Raw genomic sequence first — 14,994 nt, 5'->3', positions numbered from 1 at the left:
TTGCCCACCGAATACAACATCACCGGAGCCACCGCATCCGCCAAAACCTCACGCATTATGTGAATGCTCTCCGACTCGAGGCGGTCAAGGTGGGTCAGGTTCGATGGACTTTGCGGCTGGGGAGACGACAAGCTCCGGTTCCTCTTTATTCGATGGCGCTGGATTGGCGACATACGCGCCAATCCAGCGTAGAACATTCCCAAATGGGAGCCACGCGGACAAACGCGCCGATCGGCCCTAGCCATTCCGCGCGCCGACAAGCAAGCAGGATGGGCTTTGCGGCAAAATAGTCTGGCTTGTGCATCCCCTTCTGTTTGCGGCACCTTCCTGCTAGTCGCAACCCGAACAGAATAGAGGATTCCATGCGCGCCACCCCCGATTTCGACTTCGCGCTCGGCGAAAATGCCGAGATGATCCGCGAAAGCGCCGCCCGCTTCGCCGACGAGAAGATCGCACCGCTGGCGGCCAAAGCAGACGCGGAAGACTGGTTTCCGCGCGACGAGCTGTGGACCGCGATGGGCGAACTCGGCCTGCACGGCATCACCGTCGAGGAAGAGTTCGGCGGCCTCGGGCTCGGTTATCTCGAACATGTCATCGCGGTCGAGGAAGTGTCGCGGGCTTCGGGCGCGATCGGCCTGTCGTACGGCGCGCATTCGAACCTGTGCGTCAACCAGATCCGCCGCTGGGGGAATGAAGAGCAGAAGGCGAAATATCTGCCCAGGCTGATTTCGGGCGAGCATGTCGGCAGCCTCGCGATGTCCGAGGCGGGCGCGGGCAGCGACGTCGTGTCGATGAAGCTGAAGGCCGAGCGCGTCCAGGGCGGCTATGTGCTCAACGGGACGAAATTCTGGATCACCAACGCGACGCATGCCGATACTTTGGTCGTCTATGCCAAGACGAGCCCCGAGGCGGGGTCGCGCGGGATCACCGCCTTCCTGATCGAGAAGGACATGCCGGGCTTTGCGATCGGGCAGAAGATCGACAAGGTCGGCATGCGTGGATCGCCCACCGCCGAGCTGGTGTTCACCGACTGCGAGGTGAGCGAGGAGCAGGTGATGGGACCCGAGAACGGCGGGGTCGGCGTGCTGATGTCGGGGCTCGACTATGAGCGCGTCGTGCTCGCGGGGCTGCAACTCGGGATCATGCAGGCGTGCCTGGACACCGTCATCCCGTACGTGCGCGAGCGCAAGCAGTTCGGCAAGCCGATCGGCGGCTTCCAGCTGATGCAGGCCAAGGTCGCCGACATGTATGTGATGCTCCAGTCGGCGCGCTCCTATGTCTACAACGTCGCCAAGGCGTGCGACGCCGGGCAGACGACGCGCTTCGACGCCGCGGGCTGCATCTTGCTCGCGAGCGAAAATGCGGTGAAAGTCGCGGGCGAAGCGATCCAGGCGCTGGGCGGCGCGGGTTACACCAGGGACTGGCCGGTCGAGCGTTACTGGCGCGACGCCAAATTGCTCGATATCGGCGCCGGGACGAACGAGATTCGGCGCATGCTGATCGGCCGCGAGCTGATAGGCGCGATTTAGGTCTTCACCTGAAAACTTGGGGGGCAAGTGATGATGAAGGGACATAGCAGCATCGATCATCCGTTGGAGCGGACGATTTTTTTCTCCGATGCGGTCTTTGCAATCGCAATCACGCTTCTCATCATCGAAGTTCATGTGCCGCACCTGCCCCACGGCGCGCCGGTAGCGGCGTTCGGGGATGCGCTTTCCCAGCTCTTGCCGAGCTTTTTTGCCTTTGCCCTGAGTTTTCTTGTCATCGGCCGCTTCTGGATCGGGCATCACAATGCCTTCAGCCTGCTCGACCATTATGACCGGCGGCTGCTCTGGCCGAACCTTCTGTTCCTGATGGGCATTGCCTTTACGCCATTTGCGACCGCTTTTTTGGGCCTTAATCTCGGCGCGTTGGTATCGGCGTTGTTCTATAACGCCACGATGCTCGCGCTGGGGCTGCTCAACATGCTCCTGATGTGGGCCGTAACACGGGCGCTGCGCGACAATGTCGAAGTTCCCGAGGATCAGATACGCGACCTGTCGGCCCGGCCGCGCAGCCTCGCGCTCGCGGCTCTGGTGTCGATCGCCTTGTCGTTTCTCGCGCCGATGTACAGCCAGGCGGGCTTGCTGACCATGCCGCTTTGGCGGCGGCTGCTTTTGGCCTGGTCGGCGTCTCCGAAGCCAGCGCCGACCGACGAGGTACGCGCATGACCGACCGCTCGCCGAAATCGTCGGGACGAGGCGTATGAGGATCGAACGGAAGCAGATCGCGGCGTGACGTGGCTATGGCTATCCGCCGCGGCAATGGTCGCGTCGGCCCTCACCCATTCGATCCTCGGCGAGAAAAGGCTGATCCAGCCGCTGCTGCGCATCAAGCGTGGCATTTTGTTGGCCGATATGCCGCGCAAGGTCTTCCGCTTCGCCTGGCACGCGATGGCGGTGCTGATGCTGCTCTCCGCGGCGACGGTCGCCTGGCCGGACACCCCGCGCGGGCTGCTCGTCGTCATCGGTTTCGGCTGGGTGGGAACCGGACTGGTCAATGCGGCGTGTACCGGGGGACGGCACATCATCTGGCCCTTCCTCGCGGGGTCGGGGGTGCTGGCCCTGATCGGAGCATGGGTTTGAGCGATTTTACGGTGCGCGGGTTCGACCATATCGTGCTGTGCGTGCGCGATGTCGGGACGACGTGCGCCTTTTACGAACGCGTGCTCGGCATGGCGGCGCGCGAGGAGCGGCCGGGCAAATTTTCGCTGCAATTCGGTCCGCACAAGATCAGCCTGCAGGATGCAGCGACCGCGCCGGGCATCGCGCGCGATACGGTGCCGGGCAGCGGCAATTTCTGCCTGCTCAGCGACACTCCGGTCGCGCGGTGGCGCACGCATCTGGCGACCGAAGGCGTCGCGGTGATCGACAGTGGGCTGCGCGACGGGGCGACGGGGACGATCGACTCGCTCTATTTCCACGATCCCGACGGCAATCTGGTCGAGGTCAGCAACCTCGTCGAAGCGCGATGAACGATACGCTGCTCACGGCGCTGCAATATTATGGCGCGGGCGCGGCGACGCTCGCGGCGCTGGTGGTGTCGCTGAACCTCGGGCGGCGCTGGACCGGCTGGGCGTTCGTCGTGTTCGTGACGAGCAGTATCGCGCTGATCCTGTGGGGGTTCCTGCAGGAGGACAGCGAGGGGATCGGGTGGCAGAATATCGCGCTGCTGCTCATCAATACGATCGGGGTGTATCGGTATCTGATCTTGAAGGAAAAGCCGGAGGGTGACCAGCCTCCCCTCCCTGAAAGGGAGGGGTAGCGAGACTTGCCAGCTTGCTGGCTAGTCACAGCTAGGGGTGGGTCTGGCGGATAGCGCAGACGCTCGCTGCGCTCGCGACCCACCCCCAACCCTCCCTTGCAGGGAGGGGGGTATCTTACCCCCACACCCGCACGCGCCTGTCGGGCGCCAGATACAGCTTGTCGCCTTCCTTGACGTCGAACGCCTTGTACCAGGCGTCGAGGTTGCGCACGGTCAGCGCGCGGTACATGCCCGGGGCGTGGCCGTCGGTCGCGACGCGGGCGCGGAGCGCTTCGGCGCGCATCTTGGTCGCCCAGGTTTGCGCAAAGGCGATGAAGAAGCGCTGGTCGCCGGTGAAGCCGTCGATCACCGGCGCCTCCTTGCCGCCGAGCGAGGCGCGATAGGCGTCGTAGGACGCCTGTAAGCCGGCAACGTCGGCGATATTCTCGCCCAGCGTCAGCCGGCCGTTGAGCGCGAGGTCGGGGAACGGCTTGTAGGTGTCATATTGCGCGGCGAGCGCGTCGCCCGCGGTGTTGAACCTGGCGAGATCGGCCGGCGTCCACCAGTTGCGCAGCGCGCCCGTCGCGTCGAACGCCGCGCCATTATTGTCGAAACTGTGGCTGATCTCGTGGCCGATGACGGCGCCGATCGCGCCATAGTTGAACGCGGGGTCGGCCTTGGCGTTGAAGAAAGGCGGCTGGAGGATCGCGGCGGGGAAGTTCATCGCATTCTGGACGGGCAGGTTCACCGCATTGACCGTCTGGGGGACCATCCACCATTCGCCCTTGTCCATCGGCTTGCCGATCTTGGCGAGCTGGTGCGCGGTCTCGGCCTTTTCGCCGGCGACGACATTGGCATAGGCGTCGCTTGCGCTGATCTTATACGCGCCATAGTCGCGCCAGGTGTCGGGATAGCCGACGCCGACCGCGATCGTTTCGACCTTCCTGATCGCTTCTTTCTTGGTTTCGGGCGCCATCCAGTCGATCGTCTCGACGCGTTTCGCAAAGGCCGCCTTGATCCCCGCGACCATGTCGCCGACCTCGGCCTTGGCCGAGGCGGGGAAATATTTGTCGGCATAGGCCTTGCCCACCGCGTCGCCGAGATAGATGTCAAGCGCATCGAGCGCGCGCTTGTCGCGGGCACGCTGCTGCGGCGTGCCCGCGAGCGTGGTGCCGTAAAAGGCGAAATGCGCGCGATCGACCGCGGTCGGCAGCACGTCGCTGTGGCTGTTGATCTGGTGGAAGACGAGCCAGTCCTTCCACGCGTCGAGCGGCTCGGAGGCGACGAGCGCCGAGAGGCCGGTGATCGCATTCGCATGATAGGCGCCGAATTTGGCGGCGCCGTCGAGCCCGGCGGCGCCGAACCAGGCGTCCCAGTCGATCCCCGGCGCCTTCTTGGCGAAATCGCCCTTGGCCCAGACCGCCGCCGATTTGGTGAAATCCTCGCTCGCCTCGCGCGTCGCGTGCGCCTTGGCGATCTTCACTTCGAGGTCGTAAATGCGCTTCGCCTTCGCGGCGGCGTCGGGTTGGCCCGCGGCGGTCAGGAGCTTGGCGATATAGGCCTGATATTCGGTCCGGATCTCCGCCATCTTGGGATCGGCGGAGAGATAATATTCGCGCTCGGGCAAACCGAGGCCGCCTTGCAGCACATAGGGGATGACCTCGCCCGGAGTAGCGAGGCCCTGCGCCACGAAGAGGCCGAAGAGATTTTCGGTGCCGAAATCGGTGGCGTTGAGCGGATCGACGTCGGCGCGCGTCTGTTCGCCGAGCACCTTCGACAGCGCGGCCTTGTCGGGAATCGCGTTGAAGCGCGCGATGTCGGCGGCGACGGGTTTCATCCCCGCGGCGTCGATCGCCTTCGTGTCGGTATAGGCCTTGTAGAAGGCGGCGATGCGGCCCTCGTTGGTGTCCGGGGCGGCGTCGCCCTTGACGATCGCGTCGACCAGTTCGCGGTTGCGCTTCTCGGTTTCGAACTGCGCGACGTAAAAGGCGCCGATCGACGAGCGGTCGGCGGGGATTTCGGTCGTCTTGTCCCAATTGCCGTTGGCGTAGGCGTAGAAATCGTCGCCGGGCTTGGCGGTGATGTCCATCGCCGCCTTGCTGATGCCGAGCTCGGTGCCGACGGTATAGGCGGCGCTGCTTTCCTCCTTGCCGCTGGTGCAGGCGGCGGTGGAGCCGAGGATCGTGGCGCTGGACAGCAGGATAGCGAGAAGGCGATGGTTCATAACTGACGACCTTGTGTTTGGAAAATATGCCGAAGCAACGGGCCTGTGTGCCGATGGTTTGGGCGCCACCCGATTTCGGCCTGCGGCGCTTTCCAATCGACGAACGACCGGCTAACCCGGCCATTCTGAACGGGAGAGAAATCGACGTGAGTGCACCGGTCCTGGGAACCATGATCAATGCCGATAGCGAGACCTATCGCGCCAATGCCGCGCATAATATCACGCTGAAGGACGAACTGCGCACGCGCGTCGCCGAGGCGGCGCTGGGCGGCAACGAGAAATCGCGCGAACGCCATACGAGCCGTGGCAAATTGCTGCCGCGCGAGCGCGTCGAGCACCTGCTCGACCCGGGTTCGCCCTTCCTCGAAATCGGCCAGCTCGCGGCGAACGACCTGTACGAGGGCGAAGTGCCGGGCGCGGGGCTGATCTGCGGCATCGGCCGCGTGTCGGGGCGCCAGTGCATGATCCTGTGCAACGACGCGACGGTGAAGGGCGGCACCTATTATCCGATGACGGTCAAGAAGCATCTCCGCGCGCAGGAAATTGCCGAGGCGAACCGCCTGCCGTGCATCTATCTGGTCGACAGCGGCGGCGCGAACCTGCCGCATCAGGACCAGGTGTTTCCCGACCGCGACCATTTCGGGCGCATCTTCTTCAACCAGGCAGTGATGTCGGCGAAGCGCATCCCGCAGATCGCGTGCGTGATGGGGAGTTGCACCGCAGGCGGCGCCTATGTGCCGGCGATGAGCGACGAAACCGTCATTGTACGAAACCAGGGTACGATCTTCCTCGCCGGTCCGCCGCTGGTGAAGGCGGCGACGGGCGAGGAGATCAGCGCCGAGGATCTGGGCGGCGGCGATTTGCACGCGAAGAAATCGGGCGTGGTCGATCATCTCGCCGAGAATGACGAGCATGCGCTGACGATCGTGCGCGATATCGTCAGCCATTTGGGGAGCGACGCGGGCTTCGAGGTCGCGATCAAGGATCCGCGGCCGCCCAAATATGACGCGGCCGAGCTTTACGGAGTGATCCCGCAGGATGTGCGCGCGCCTTATGATGTGCATGAAGTGATCGCGCGGATCGTCGACGGTAGCGAGTTTCACGCGTTCAAGGCGAATTACGGCAGCACGCTCGTGTGCGGCTTCGCGCATATCTGGGGCATCCCGGTCGCGATCCTGGCCAACAATGGCGTGCTGTTCAGCGAATCCGCAGTCAAGGGCGCGCATTTCATCGAGCTCGCGCAGCAGCGGCGCATTCCCCTGCTCTTCCTCCAGAATATCTCGGGCTTCATGGTCGGTGGCAAATATGAAGCCGAAGGCATTGCAAAACATGGCGCGAAGCTGGTGACTGCGGTGGCGACCGCGACGGTGCCCAAAATCACTGTGCTGATCGGCGGCAGCTTCGGCGCAGGCAATTATGGCATGTGCGGACGCGCCTATTCGCCGCGCTTCCTGTTCACCTGGCCCAATGCCCGGATTTCGGTGATGGGGGGCGAGCAGGCGGCGTCGGTGCTGGCGACGGTGCACCGCGATGCCGACAAATGGACGGCGGAAGAGGCCGAGGCCTTCAAGGCGCCGATCCGCCAGAAGTACGAGGATGAGGGCAATCCCTATCATGCGACCGCGCGGTTGTGGGACGACGGGATCATCGACCCGGCGCAGACGCGCGACGTGCTGGGACTGGCCTTTGCGGCGACGCTGAATGCGCCGGTCGAGGAGCGTGGGTTTGGCGTGTTTAGGATGTGATGGAGGAACCGGCCAAGTTCCTCCCCGGGACGGGGAGGTGGCGCCGCGAAGCGGTGACGGAGGGGTCGGAGCCTCTCCGGATGGCGCCGGCGCATGATCGATAGGTCCCGGCCCCTCCACCATCCTTCGGATGGTCCCCCTCCCCGTTCCGGGGAGGAATTGGGGCGGGTTCGACATCGAACGGTTGGTGCCGACGACAAGACTGTGAGCCTGGCGCGAAGATTGCGTCGCGAGATGACCTTGCCGGAGGGGCTGTTGTGGCGTCAATTGCGCGGTAGGCAGACAGGATTGAAATTTCGACGGCAGTTTCCCGTTCTGGATTATGTCGCCGACTTTGCCTGTGTCGAACACCGCCTGCTCGTCGAGATCGACGGGCTGGCGCATGACTTGGCAGATCGCCCGGAACGAGACGCGCGGCGCAACCGAATTTTGAACGAGAGAGGATGGCAGATCGTGCGAATAGCGGCGAGTGAAGTCTTGAAGGACGCGGCGGCGGTTGCCCAATCGATCGCAACCTTCGCCGATAGCTTGCGGCCCCTCCACCATACTGCGGATGGTCCCCCTCCCCGTACCGGGGAGGACCGGCTGTGATTGGGTCCCTCCTCATCGCCAATCGCGGCGAGATCGCCTGCCGTATCATCCGCACCGCGCGCGAGATGGGCATAAGGACCGTTGCGGTCTATTCGGACGCCGACGCCAAGGCGCTGCATGTGCGCGAGGCCGATGAGGCAGTGCATATCGGGCCGTCGCCGGCGCGTGAATCCTACCTCGTCGGCGAGAAGATCATTGCCGCCGCGAAAGCGACCGGGGCCGAAGCGATCCACCCCGGATACGGCTTCCTCTCCGAAAACGCAGAGTTCGCGCAGGCGGTCGCCGATGCCGGGATCGTTTGGGTCGGACCAAAGCCTTCGTCGATCACCGCGATGGGGCTGAAGGACGCCGCCAAGAAGCTGATGGCCGCGGCAGGCGTACCGGTGACGCCGGGCTATATGGGCGAGAATCAGGACCCGGCCTTCCTCGCCGAACAGGCCGGGCAGATCGGCTATCCCGTGCTGATCAAGGCGGTCGCGGGCGGCGGCGGCAAAGGGATGCGCAAGGTCGACGCCGCGGCGGACTTCCTCGACGCGCTCGCCTCGTGCCAGCGCGAGGCGGCGTCGTCGTTCGGCAACGACCATGTGCTGATCGAAAAATATATCCTGACCCCGCGCCATATCGAGGTGCAGGTGTTCGGCGACACCCACGGCAATGTCGTCCATCTGTTCGAGCGCGACTGCTCGCTTCAGCGCCGCCACCAGAAGGTGATCGAGGAGGCCCCTGCCCCCGGCATGGACGAGGCGACGCGTGCCGAGCTCTGCGCCGCCGCGGTACGCGCCGCGAAGGCGGTCGACTATGTCAGCGCGGGGACGATCGAATTCATCGCCGACGCCTCGGAAGGCCTGCGCGCCGACCGCATCTGGTTCATGGAGATGAACACGCGGCTGCAGGTCGAGCATCCGGTGACCGAGGAAATCACCGGGGTCGATCTGGTCGAATGGCAGCTCCGCGTTGCGTCGGGCGAGCCGATCCCGCTCAGGCAGGAGGAACTCGCGATCAACGGCTGGGCGATGGAAGCGCGGCTCTATGCCGAGGATCCGGCGAAGGGCTTCCTGCCCTCGATCGGCACGCTGGAGCTGTTCCAGTTGCCCGATCAGATGGGGCGCGTCGACACCGGGGTCTATGAGGGCGCGGAGGTCTCGCCGTTCTACGATCCGATGATCGCCAAGGTCATCGCCTGGGGCGAGGATCGCGAGGAAGCGCGCGAATTGCTGTCGGAGATGCTCGAGGACAGCGCGATCTGGCCAGTGAAGAGTAATTCGGCCTTTCTGATCAATGCGCTCGACCACCCCGATTTCGTCGCGGGCAGCGTCGACACCGGGCTGATCGGCCGCGACAGCGACGGCATGACCGCCGAGCCCGAACCCTCGGCGCAGGCGCTGACCAACGCCGCGATGGCGATGACGCCGCGCGCGCTGCAGGCGGGCTTCCGGCTCAACGCGCCCGACGTGCGCAGCGCGCCCTTCCTGCTCGACGGCCGACGCGTCGAGGTCGAACTCCACGGCCCCGGCGCCGAGGACCCCGCGCCCGCGATGCTGGTCGCCGAGAGCGGATCGGTGTGGCAGCTCACGCCGTGGCGCACCGCGGGAAGCACCGGCGGCGCGGCGGGCGACGGCGCGATCCTGTCGCCGATGCCGGGCAAGGTCATCGCGGTCGACGTCGCCGCGGGTGACAAAGTGACCAAGGGGCAGAAATTGCTGACGCTCGAGGCGATGAAGATGGAGCATAGCCTGACCGCGCCCTTCGACGGGGTGGTGGCCGAGCTCAACGCATCGGCGGGCGCGCAGGTGCAGGTCGAGGCGCTGCTGGTGCGGATCGAGAAGGAAGAATGATCCCCTTCCCCGTTTGTGCTGAGCTTGTCGAAGCACCGCTCTTGCCTTTGACGTCGCGTGAAAAGAACAGCCCTTCGACAAGCTCAGGGCGAACGGAGTTTTGAAATGGCCGGCAAATATTTCGACGAATGGGCGGTCGGCGACACGCTGACGCACGATATCCGCCGCACGGTGACCGAGACCGACAATCTGCTGTTCACGGTCATGACGCACAATCCGCAGCCGCTGCACCTCGACATCGAGGCGGCGAAGGCGTCGGAGTTCGGACAGATCCTGGTCAACGGCACCTTCACCTTCAGCCTGATGGTCGGGCTGTCGGTCGGCGACACGACGCTGGGGACGCTGGTCGCGAATCTCGGCTACGACAAGCTGGTCATGCCCAAGCCGGTGTTCATCGGCGACACGCTCTACGCGACGAGCGAGGTCGTGGCGCTGAAGGAGAGCAAGTCGCGGCCGGGTGCCGGGATCGTGACCTTCCTGCACAAGGCGATCAACCAGCGCGGCGAGACCGTGTGCCAGTGCGAGCGGTCGGCGTTGCTGAAGAAGCGGTCGTAAAATCCTCGCCACTCGTGGGGAGGTGGCAACCCGCAGGGTTGACGGAGGGGGGTGGCGGCCTCAAACCTCGTTCCATGACGAAAGCCCCCTCCACCATCCTCCGGATGGTCCCCCTCCCCGTTCCGGGGAGGATCGGATCATGAGACTCCGCTCGCTCCTCTTCGTCCCCGGCGACCGCCCCGAACGTTTCGCCAAGGCTGCGGCGTCGGGCGCCGATGCGATCATCCTCGATCTCGAGGATTCTGTCTCGCTCGCCAACAAGGATGCGGCGCGGCACGCAATCGCCGATTACCTGGCGGGAACACGCGAGGTGATCACGCTGGTGCGCGTCAACCCGCTCGACGGGCACCTGACCGCCGCCGATGTCGCCGCGATCGCCGGCGCGCGGCCCGATGCGATCATGCTGCCCAAGGCCGAGGGCGCGCCGAGCATCCTGCAGCTCGACACCATCCTGCGCAGCGAATCCGCCGCCGATGCCTCGCTGCCCGCGATCCTGCCGATCGCGACCGAGACGCCGGCGGCGATCTTCACCTTGGGGAGCTACCGTGAGGTCAGGGACCGGCTGCTCGGGCTGACCTGGGGCGCCGAGGATTTGCCTGCCGCGATCGGCGCGGCGGCGAGCCGGGAGGCCGACGGCAGCTATACCGCGCCCTATGAGGTCGCGCGCGCGATGACCCTGTTCGCCGCGCACGCGGCGGGGGTCGCGGCGGTCGATACCGTGTTTCCCGCGATCAAGGACGACAGCGGTCTGGCGGCTTATGCCGCGCGCGCGCGACGCGATGGCTTTACGGGCATGATGGCGATCCATCCGTCGCAGGTCGGCACGATCAACGCCGCCTTTACGCCTGCCGCCGAAGAGGTGGCGCGCGCGCAGGCGATCGTCGATGCCTTCGCCGCCAATCCCGACATCGGGGTGCTGCAGGTCGACGGCAAGATGGTCGACGCCCCGCACCTCAAGCAGGCGCGGCATATCCTGTCGCTGGCGGATTAAGCTCGCCCTCCCCCTCGATGGGGGAGGCAGCGAGACTTACGAACTTGTTCGTTAGTCGCAGCGGTGGGGATGCGCGCTCGGCCTGAAACCCCGGGGGAGGGGCAAGGACGCGTCATCACCCTCATCCAACTTCGCCTAATCGCTTCGCGATAAGGCTTCATATCCTTCTCCCATCAAGGGGGAAGGGATCAGCTCCCAAACGGTCGATGCCGCCGCATCCACACCTTGCCCCGATGCCAGTTCTTGCGGAGTCCGCGTTCGGGGATCGCCTCGAACATCGCGTCGGGGCTTTCGGGGTCGAGGAGTTCGTGCTCGGCGATATATTCGTCGAACGGGCCGGGCTCGATCAGGTCGAGCAGTTCGAGCGAACGCCCCTCGCCGCGCAGCGCCTCGATCGTGTCGATCAGCGACCCGCTCGCTTCGAAGCCGCGCCCGACCATCACCGGCTCGACCCCCAGATGCTCGGCGATCAGCGATTCGCGCAGGCGCCGGATCGTCGGCTCGACCCCGGTGTTCGCCGCCAGCGCGGCGTCGATCGTCACGTCGCATTCGCTGTCGAGCCCCATCGAACGGTTGTTCATGTTCGCCGAACCGACGCGGATCAGCCGGTCGTCGACGATCGTAGTCTTGGCGTGGACATAGATGGGCTCGCCGCCCGCGGTGTGCGGGACATAGACGCGGAGGCGGTCGCCGTGCTTCGCCTTGGCGATCTCGCGCACCAGTTGCACGCGCGCGGCGTCCATCGCCATCTGCTCGAGCCAGCCGTCGGCCTGCTTGGGCATCACCATGACGAATTCGGGCGGATAGTCCTCGTTCAGCCGCTCGGCGATCGCGGCGGCGATCCTGGCGCTCGTGAAATATTGATTCTCGAAATAGATGAAGCGCTTCGCCGCCGCGATCATATCGAGATAGAGCTGCTCGATCTCGCGGATTTCCTCGTAACCGTCATATTCGGCGCGGGTGCGCGAGATGGCGACGTCGACGCCGAAGAAATCGGATTCGAGCGCCTCGGGCCAATTCTCGCCATCGCCCTCGATTTCGCGGAGCGGCTTCCTGGTTGCACGCTGCCAGCGTTCGTTGCCGAGTTCGGCGAGCGCGCTCCCGACGGGGCCCGCGAGGATCATCGTCGAATCGTGCCAGGGCATATAGGGCTTGCCGCCGGGGTCGATGCGATGCGCATCGCCGTCGGCGTGCTCGCACGTATCCCAGCGCCGCGAACTGACGTCGATGCCGCCGCACACCGCGAGATGGTCGTCGAACACCGCGACCTTCTGGTGATGGCTGCAGCCCACGGGATGCGCGCTGTCGAGGCGGAAGCTGATCGCGCGCGTCAGCTTCCAGCGTGCGATCATCGCGACGATCGCGGGCGAGAAGAATTGCTTCAGCCCGCCGAAATTCCAGCGGAGGATGTCGATATCGCGGTCGGGGGCATCATGCGCGAGCCGGAGCAGATAGTGGCCGAGCGCTTCGCCCTTGCCCTTGCCGTCGGGACAGAGCGGGATGCGTGGGTCGAAATCCCAGCCGATCAGCAGGATGCGCTGCTTCGCGCCTGCCATCAGGTCTTGGAGCAGCGCATAATAGTCGGCGGCATCGACGATCATCCGCGCCTTGTCGGCGCGTTCGATCCGCCAGCAATTGCGGCCTTCGACGACGATCGGGGAAAGCGCGCCCTCGCTCATGCTCGCTGAGACGCGCTGCGGCTGAATTGGTTGCGGGGATCAGTGGCAAAGATCCTCCCCCACCGGGGGAGGGGGACCACCCGAAGGGTGGTGGAGGGGCACGGGAGTTTTGCGCTATGCATCACTGAAGGGACCGTCATCTCCAACTGCCGGAGCGGAGCGCTCGGCATCGACGGCAAGGCAAACCGCCTGTGCCCCTCCACCAGCTTCGCTGGTCCCCCTCCCCGTTACGGGGAGGACCGGTCAGGCCGCGTGGAACTGTTCCGGGGTCAGCGCCATCATCGCTTCGCTGCCCGCCTCGATCTTGCGGCGGAGCGCGCCCGCGTCGGGCATGAAGCGCTCGGCGAAATGGCGTGCGGTGATCAGCTTGGCTTCGAGGAAGCCCTTGTCGCCGCGGCCTTCGGCGAGCGCCTTTTGCGCCGCTTCGGCCATCATCAGCCACATCGAGCCCAAGGCGACGATGCCCATGATGTGCATATAATGATGCGCGCCGGCGCCGACATTGTTGGGGTTCGCCATGCCGTTCGCCATGAACCACATCGTCGCGGCCTTGAGCTCGCCATTGGCCTTTTCGAGGCGTCCGGCAAAGTCGGCGAGTTCGGGGACGTCCTTCGCGCGCGCGCACTCGCCATCGACCACGGCGAACAGCGCTTGCACCGCGCGGCCGCCATTCTGCGCAAGCTTGCGCCCGACGAGGTCCATCGCCTGGACGCCGTTGGCGCCCTCGTAGATCATCGTGATGCGGGCATCGCGGACGTACTGGCTCATGCCCTGCTCTTCGATGTAGCCGTGGCCGCCGAACACCTGCTGCGCGTTGGTCGCGACGTCATAGCCCTTGTCGGTGCCATAGCCCTTGATCACCGGGGTGAGCAGGCTGACGAGGTCGTCGGCCTGCTGGCGCTCTTCCTCGGTCTCTGCGGCGTGCGCGAGATCGACCTGCAGCGCGCCCCACAGGCAGAGCGCGCGCAGACCCTCGACGGTCGCCTTGGCGTCCATCAGCATGCGGCGCACGTCGGGATGGACGAAGAGCGGGTCGGCCTTTTCCTGCGGGTCGGCGGGGCCGGTGAGTGCGCGGCCCTGACGGCGGTCCTGCGCATATTGGACGGCATTCTGGAAGGCGATGTCGGCCTGCCCCAGCCCCTGGATGCCGACGCCGAGGCGCGCGGCGTTCATCATCACGAACATCGCGGCGAGGCCCTTATTCTCCTCGCCGACCATCCAGCCCTTCGCGCCGTCGTAGTTCATTACGCAGGTCGAATTGGCATGGATGCCCATTTTGTGCTCGATCGAGCCGCAGATCAGGTCGTTGCGGTCGCCGAGTGTGCCGTCCTCGTTGACGAGGAACTTGGGCACGATGAACAGCGAGATGCCCTTGACGCTGTCGGGCGCATCGGGGGTCTTCGCGAGGACGAGGTGGACGATATTGTCGGTGAGGTCGTGCTCGCCCGACGAGATGAATATCTTGGTGCCGGTCACCGCATAGCTGCCGTCGCCGTTAGGGACCGCGCGGGTGCGGATGAGGCCGAGGTCGGTGCCGCAATGCGGCTCGGTCAGGTTCATCGTCCCGCCCCACTCGCCCGAGATCATCTTGGGGACATAGACGGCCTTCTGCTCGTCATTGCCCTTGACGAGGATCGCGGCGACCGCGGCCTGGGTGAGGCCCGGATACATCGAAAAGGCCTGGTTCGCGGCCATGCGATATTCCTCGACCGGGAAGCCGACGACGTGCGGCAGCGCCTGGCCGCCGAACTCCTCGGGCGCGGTGAGCAGGGTCCAGCCGGCGTCGCAATAGGCCTTATAGGCTTCCTTGAAGCCCTTGGGCGTCGTCACGCTGCCGTCGTCGTGGCGCGTGCAGCCCTCCTGGTCGCCCGAATAGTTGATCGGGAAGAGCACTTCCTCGCAGAATTTGCCGGCCTCGGTCAGCACCGCCTCTACCAAGTCGGGGCTGGCGTTGGCGAAACCCGGGAGGTTCGCATAGCGTTCGATGCCAAGCACGTCGTTGATCAGGAACAGCGAGTCTTGAATGGGGGCGCGATAGACGGGCATGCCGAATCTTTCCGAAAAATCAGGGGTTGGCGATATCTCGCCCGGG

Annotated in this window: 13 protein-coding genes; 10 read left to right on the top strand and 3 right to left on the bottom strand. The window is 65.2% G+C overall.

The features are described 5' to 3' along the window. Positions 1–362 precede the first annotated feature (362 nt). The 5 genes from AC1RNQ_RS11930 to AC1RNQ_RS11910 all read left to right on the top strand — a co-directional run bounded on the left by AC1RNQ_RS11930 (position 363) and on the right by AC1RNQ_RS11910 (position 3,303). Complete coding sequence (locus AC1RNQ_RS11930) at positions 363–1,529, top strand: isovaleryl-CoA dehydrogenase (protein WP_493171359.1); 1,167 nt, start codon at positions 363–365, stop codon at positions 1,527–1,529. A 30-nt stretch (positions 1,530–1,559) separates the two neighbouring features. Then, positions 1,560–2,210, top strand: coding sequence for a TMEM175 family protein (locus tag AC1RNQ_RS11925; RefSeq protein WP_493171358.1), 651 nt, complete (start codon positions 1,560–1,562; stop codon positions 2,208–2,210). A 93-nt stretch (positions 2,211–2,303) separates the two neighbouring features. Next, the gene (locus tag AC1RNQ_RS11920) at positions 2,304–2,624 is read left to right on the top strand and encodes a hypothetical protein (protein ID WP_493171357.1); all 321 of its coding nucleotides are present in this window, start codon (positions 2,304–2,306) and stop codon (positions 2,622–2,624) included. Next, positions 2,621–3,013, top strand: coding sequence for a VOC family protein (locus AC1RNQ_RS11915; protein WP_493171356.1), 393 nt, complete (start codon positions 2,621–2,623; stop codon positions 3,011–3,013). The genes AC1RNQ_RS11920 and AC1RNQ_RS11915 overlap by 4 nt, the downstream gene beginning before the upstream one ends. Further along, on the top strand, positions 3,010–3,303 hold the full coding sequence (locus tag AC1RNQ_RS11910) for a hypothetical protein (protein WP_493171355.1): 294 nt from the start codon (positions 3,010–3,012) through the stop codon (positions 3,301–3,303). Before AC1RNQ_RS11915 ends, AC1RNQ_RS11910 begins: the two co-directional genes overlap by 4 nt. A 115-nt stretch (positions 3,304–3,418) precedes the next feature. Here the strand turns inward: AC1RNQ_RS11910 and AC1RNQ_RS11905 are convergent, their stop codons facing one another. Continuing rightward, positions 3,419–5,506, bottom strand: coding sequence for a M13 family metallopeptidase (locus tag AC1RNQ_RS11905; RefSeq protein ID WP_493171354.1), 2,088 nt, complete (start codon positions 5,504–5,506; stop codon positions 3,419–3,421). A gap of 146 nt (positions 5,507–5,652) precedes the next feature. Here AC1RNQ_RS11905 and AC1RNQ_RS11900 point away from each other — a divergent pair, with 146 nt between their 5' ends. The 5 genes from AC1RNQ_RS11900 to AC1RNQ_RS11880 all read left to right on the top strand — a co-directional run bounded on the left by AC1RNQ_RS11900 (position 5,653) and on the right by AC1RNQ_RS11880 (position 11,223). Beyond that, on the top strand, positions 5,653–7,251 hold the full coding sequence (locus AC1RNQ_RS11900) for a carboxyl transferase domain-containing protein (protein ID WP_493171353.1): 1,599 nt from the start codon (positions 5,653–5,655) through the stop codon (positions 7,249–7,251). 204 nt (positions 7,252–7,455) lie between these two features. Beyond that, positions 7,456–7,842, top strand: coding sequence for an endonuclease domain-containing protein (locus AC1RNQ_RS11895; RefSeq protein WP_493171352.1), 387 nt, complete (start codon positions 7,456–7,458; stop codon positions 7,840–7,842). After that, on the top strand, positions 7,839–9,677 hold the full coding sequence (locus AC1RNQ_RS11890) for an acetyl/propionyl/methylcrotonyl-CoA carboxylase subunit alpha (protein WP_493171351.1): 1,839 nt from the start codon (positions 7,839–7,841) through the stop codon (positions 9,675–9,677). The genes AC1RNQ_RS11895 and AC1RNQ_RS11890 overlap by 4 nt, the downstream gene beginning before the upstream one ends. A gap of 105 nt (positions 9,678–9,782) precedes the next feature. Beyond that, positions 9,783–10,232 (top strand): MaoC family dehydratase, encoded by a 450-nt coding sequence (locus AC1RNQ_RS11885; RefSeq protein ID WP_493171350.1) that lies wholly within the window; start codon positions 9,783–9,785, stop codon positions 10,230–10,232. 139 nt (positions 10,233–10,371) lie between these two features. Next, on the top strand, positions 10,372–11,223 hold the full coding sequence (locus AC1RNQ_RS11880) for an HpcH/HpaI aldolase/citrate lyase family protein (protein ID WP_493171349.1): 852 nt from the start codon (positions 10,372–10,374) through the stop codon (positions 11,221–11,223). Between the two features lie 188 nt (positions 11,224–11,411). On the opposite strand, the gene AC1RNQ_RS11875 is transcribed toward AC1RNQ_RS11880, so the two are convergent. Together AC1RNQ_RS11875 and AC1RNQ_RS11870 are read right to left on the bottom strand one after the other, a co-directional pair. Beyond that, positions 11,412–12,902 (bottom strand): phospholipase D-like domain-containing protein, encoded by a 1,491-nt coding sequence (locus tag AC1RNQ_RS11875; RefSeq protein WP_493171348.1) that lies wholly within the window; start codon positions 12,900–12,902, stop codon positions 11,412–11,414. Positions 12,903–13,145: 243 nt separating this feature from the next. Then, on the bottom strand, positions 13,146–14,948 hold the full coding sequence (locus AC1RNQ_RS11870; RefSeq protein WP_493171347.1) for an acyl-CoA dehydrogenase C-terminal domain-containing protein: 1,803 nt from the start codon (positions 14,946–14,948) through the stop codon (positions 13,146–13,148). Between the last annotated feature and the right edge of the window lie 46 nt (positions 14,949–14,994).

Source organism: Sphingopyxis sp. GW821-FHT12F08 (assembly GCF_058806755.1).
The sequence above is the reverse complement of the archived record's forward strand: the minus strand, read 5'-3'. Positions and strand labels throughout refer to the sequence as shown.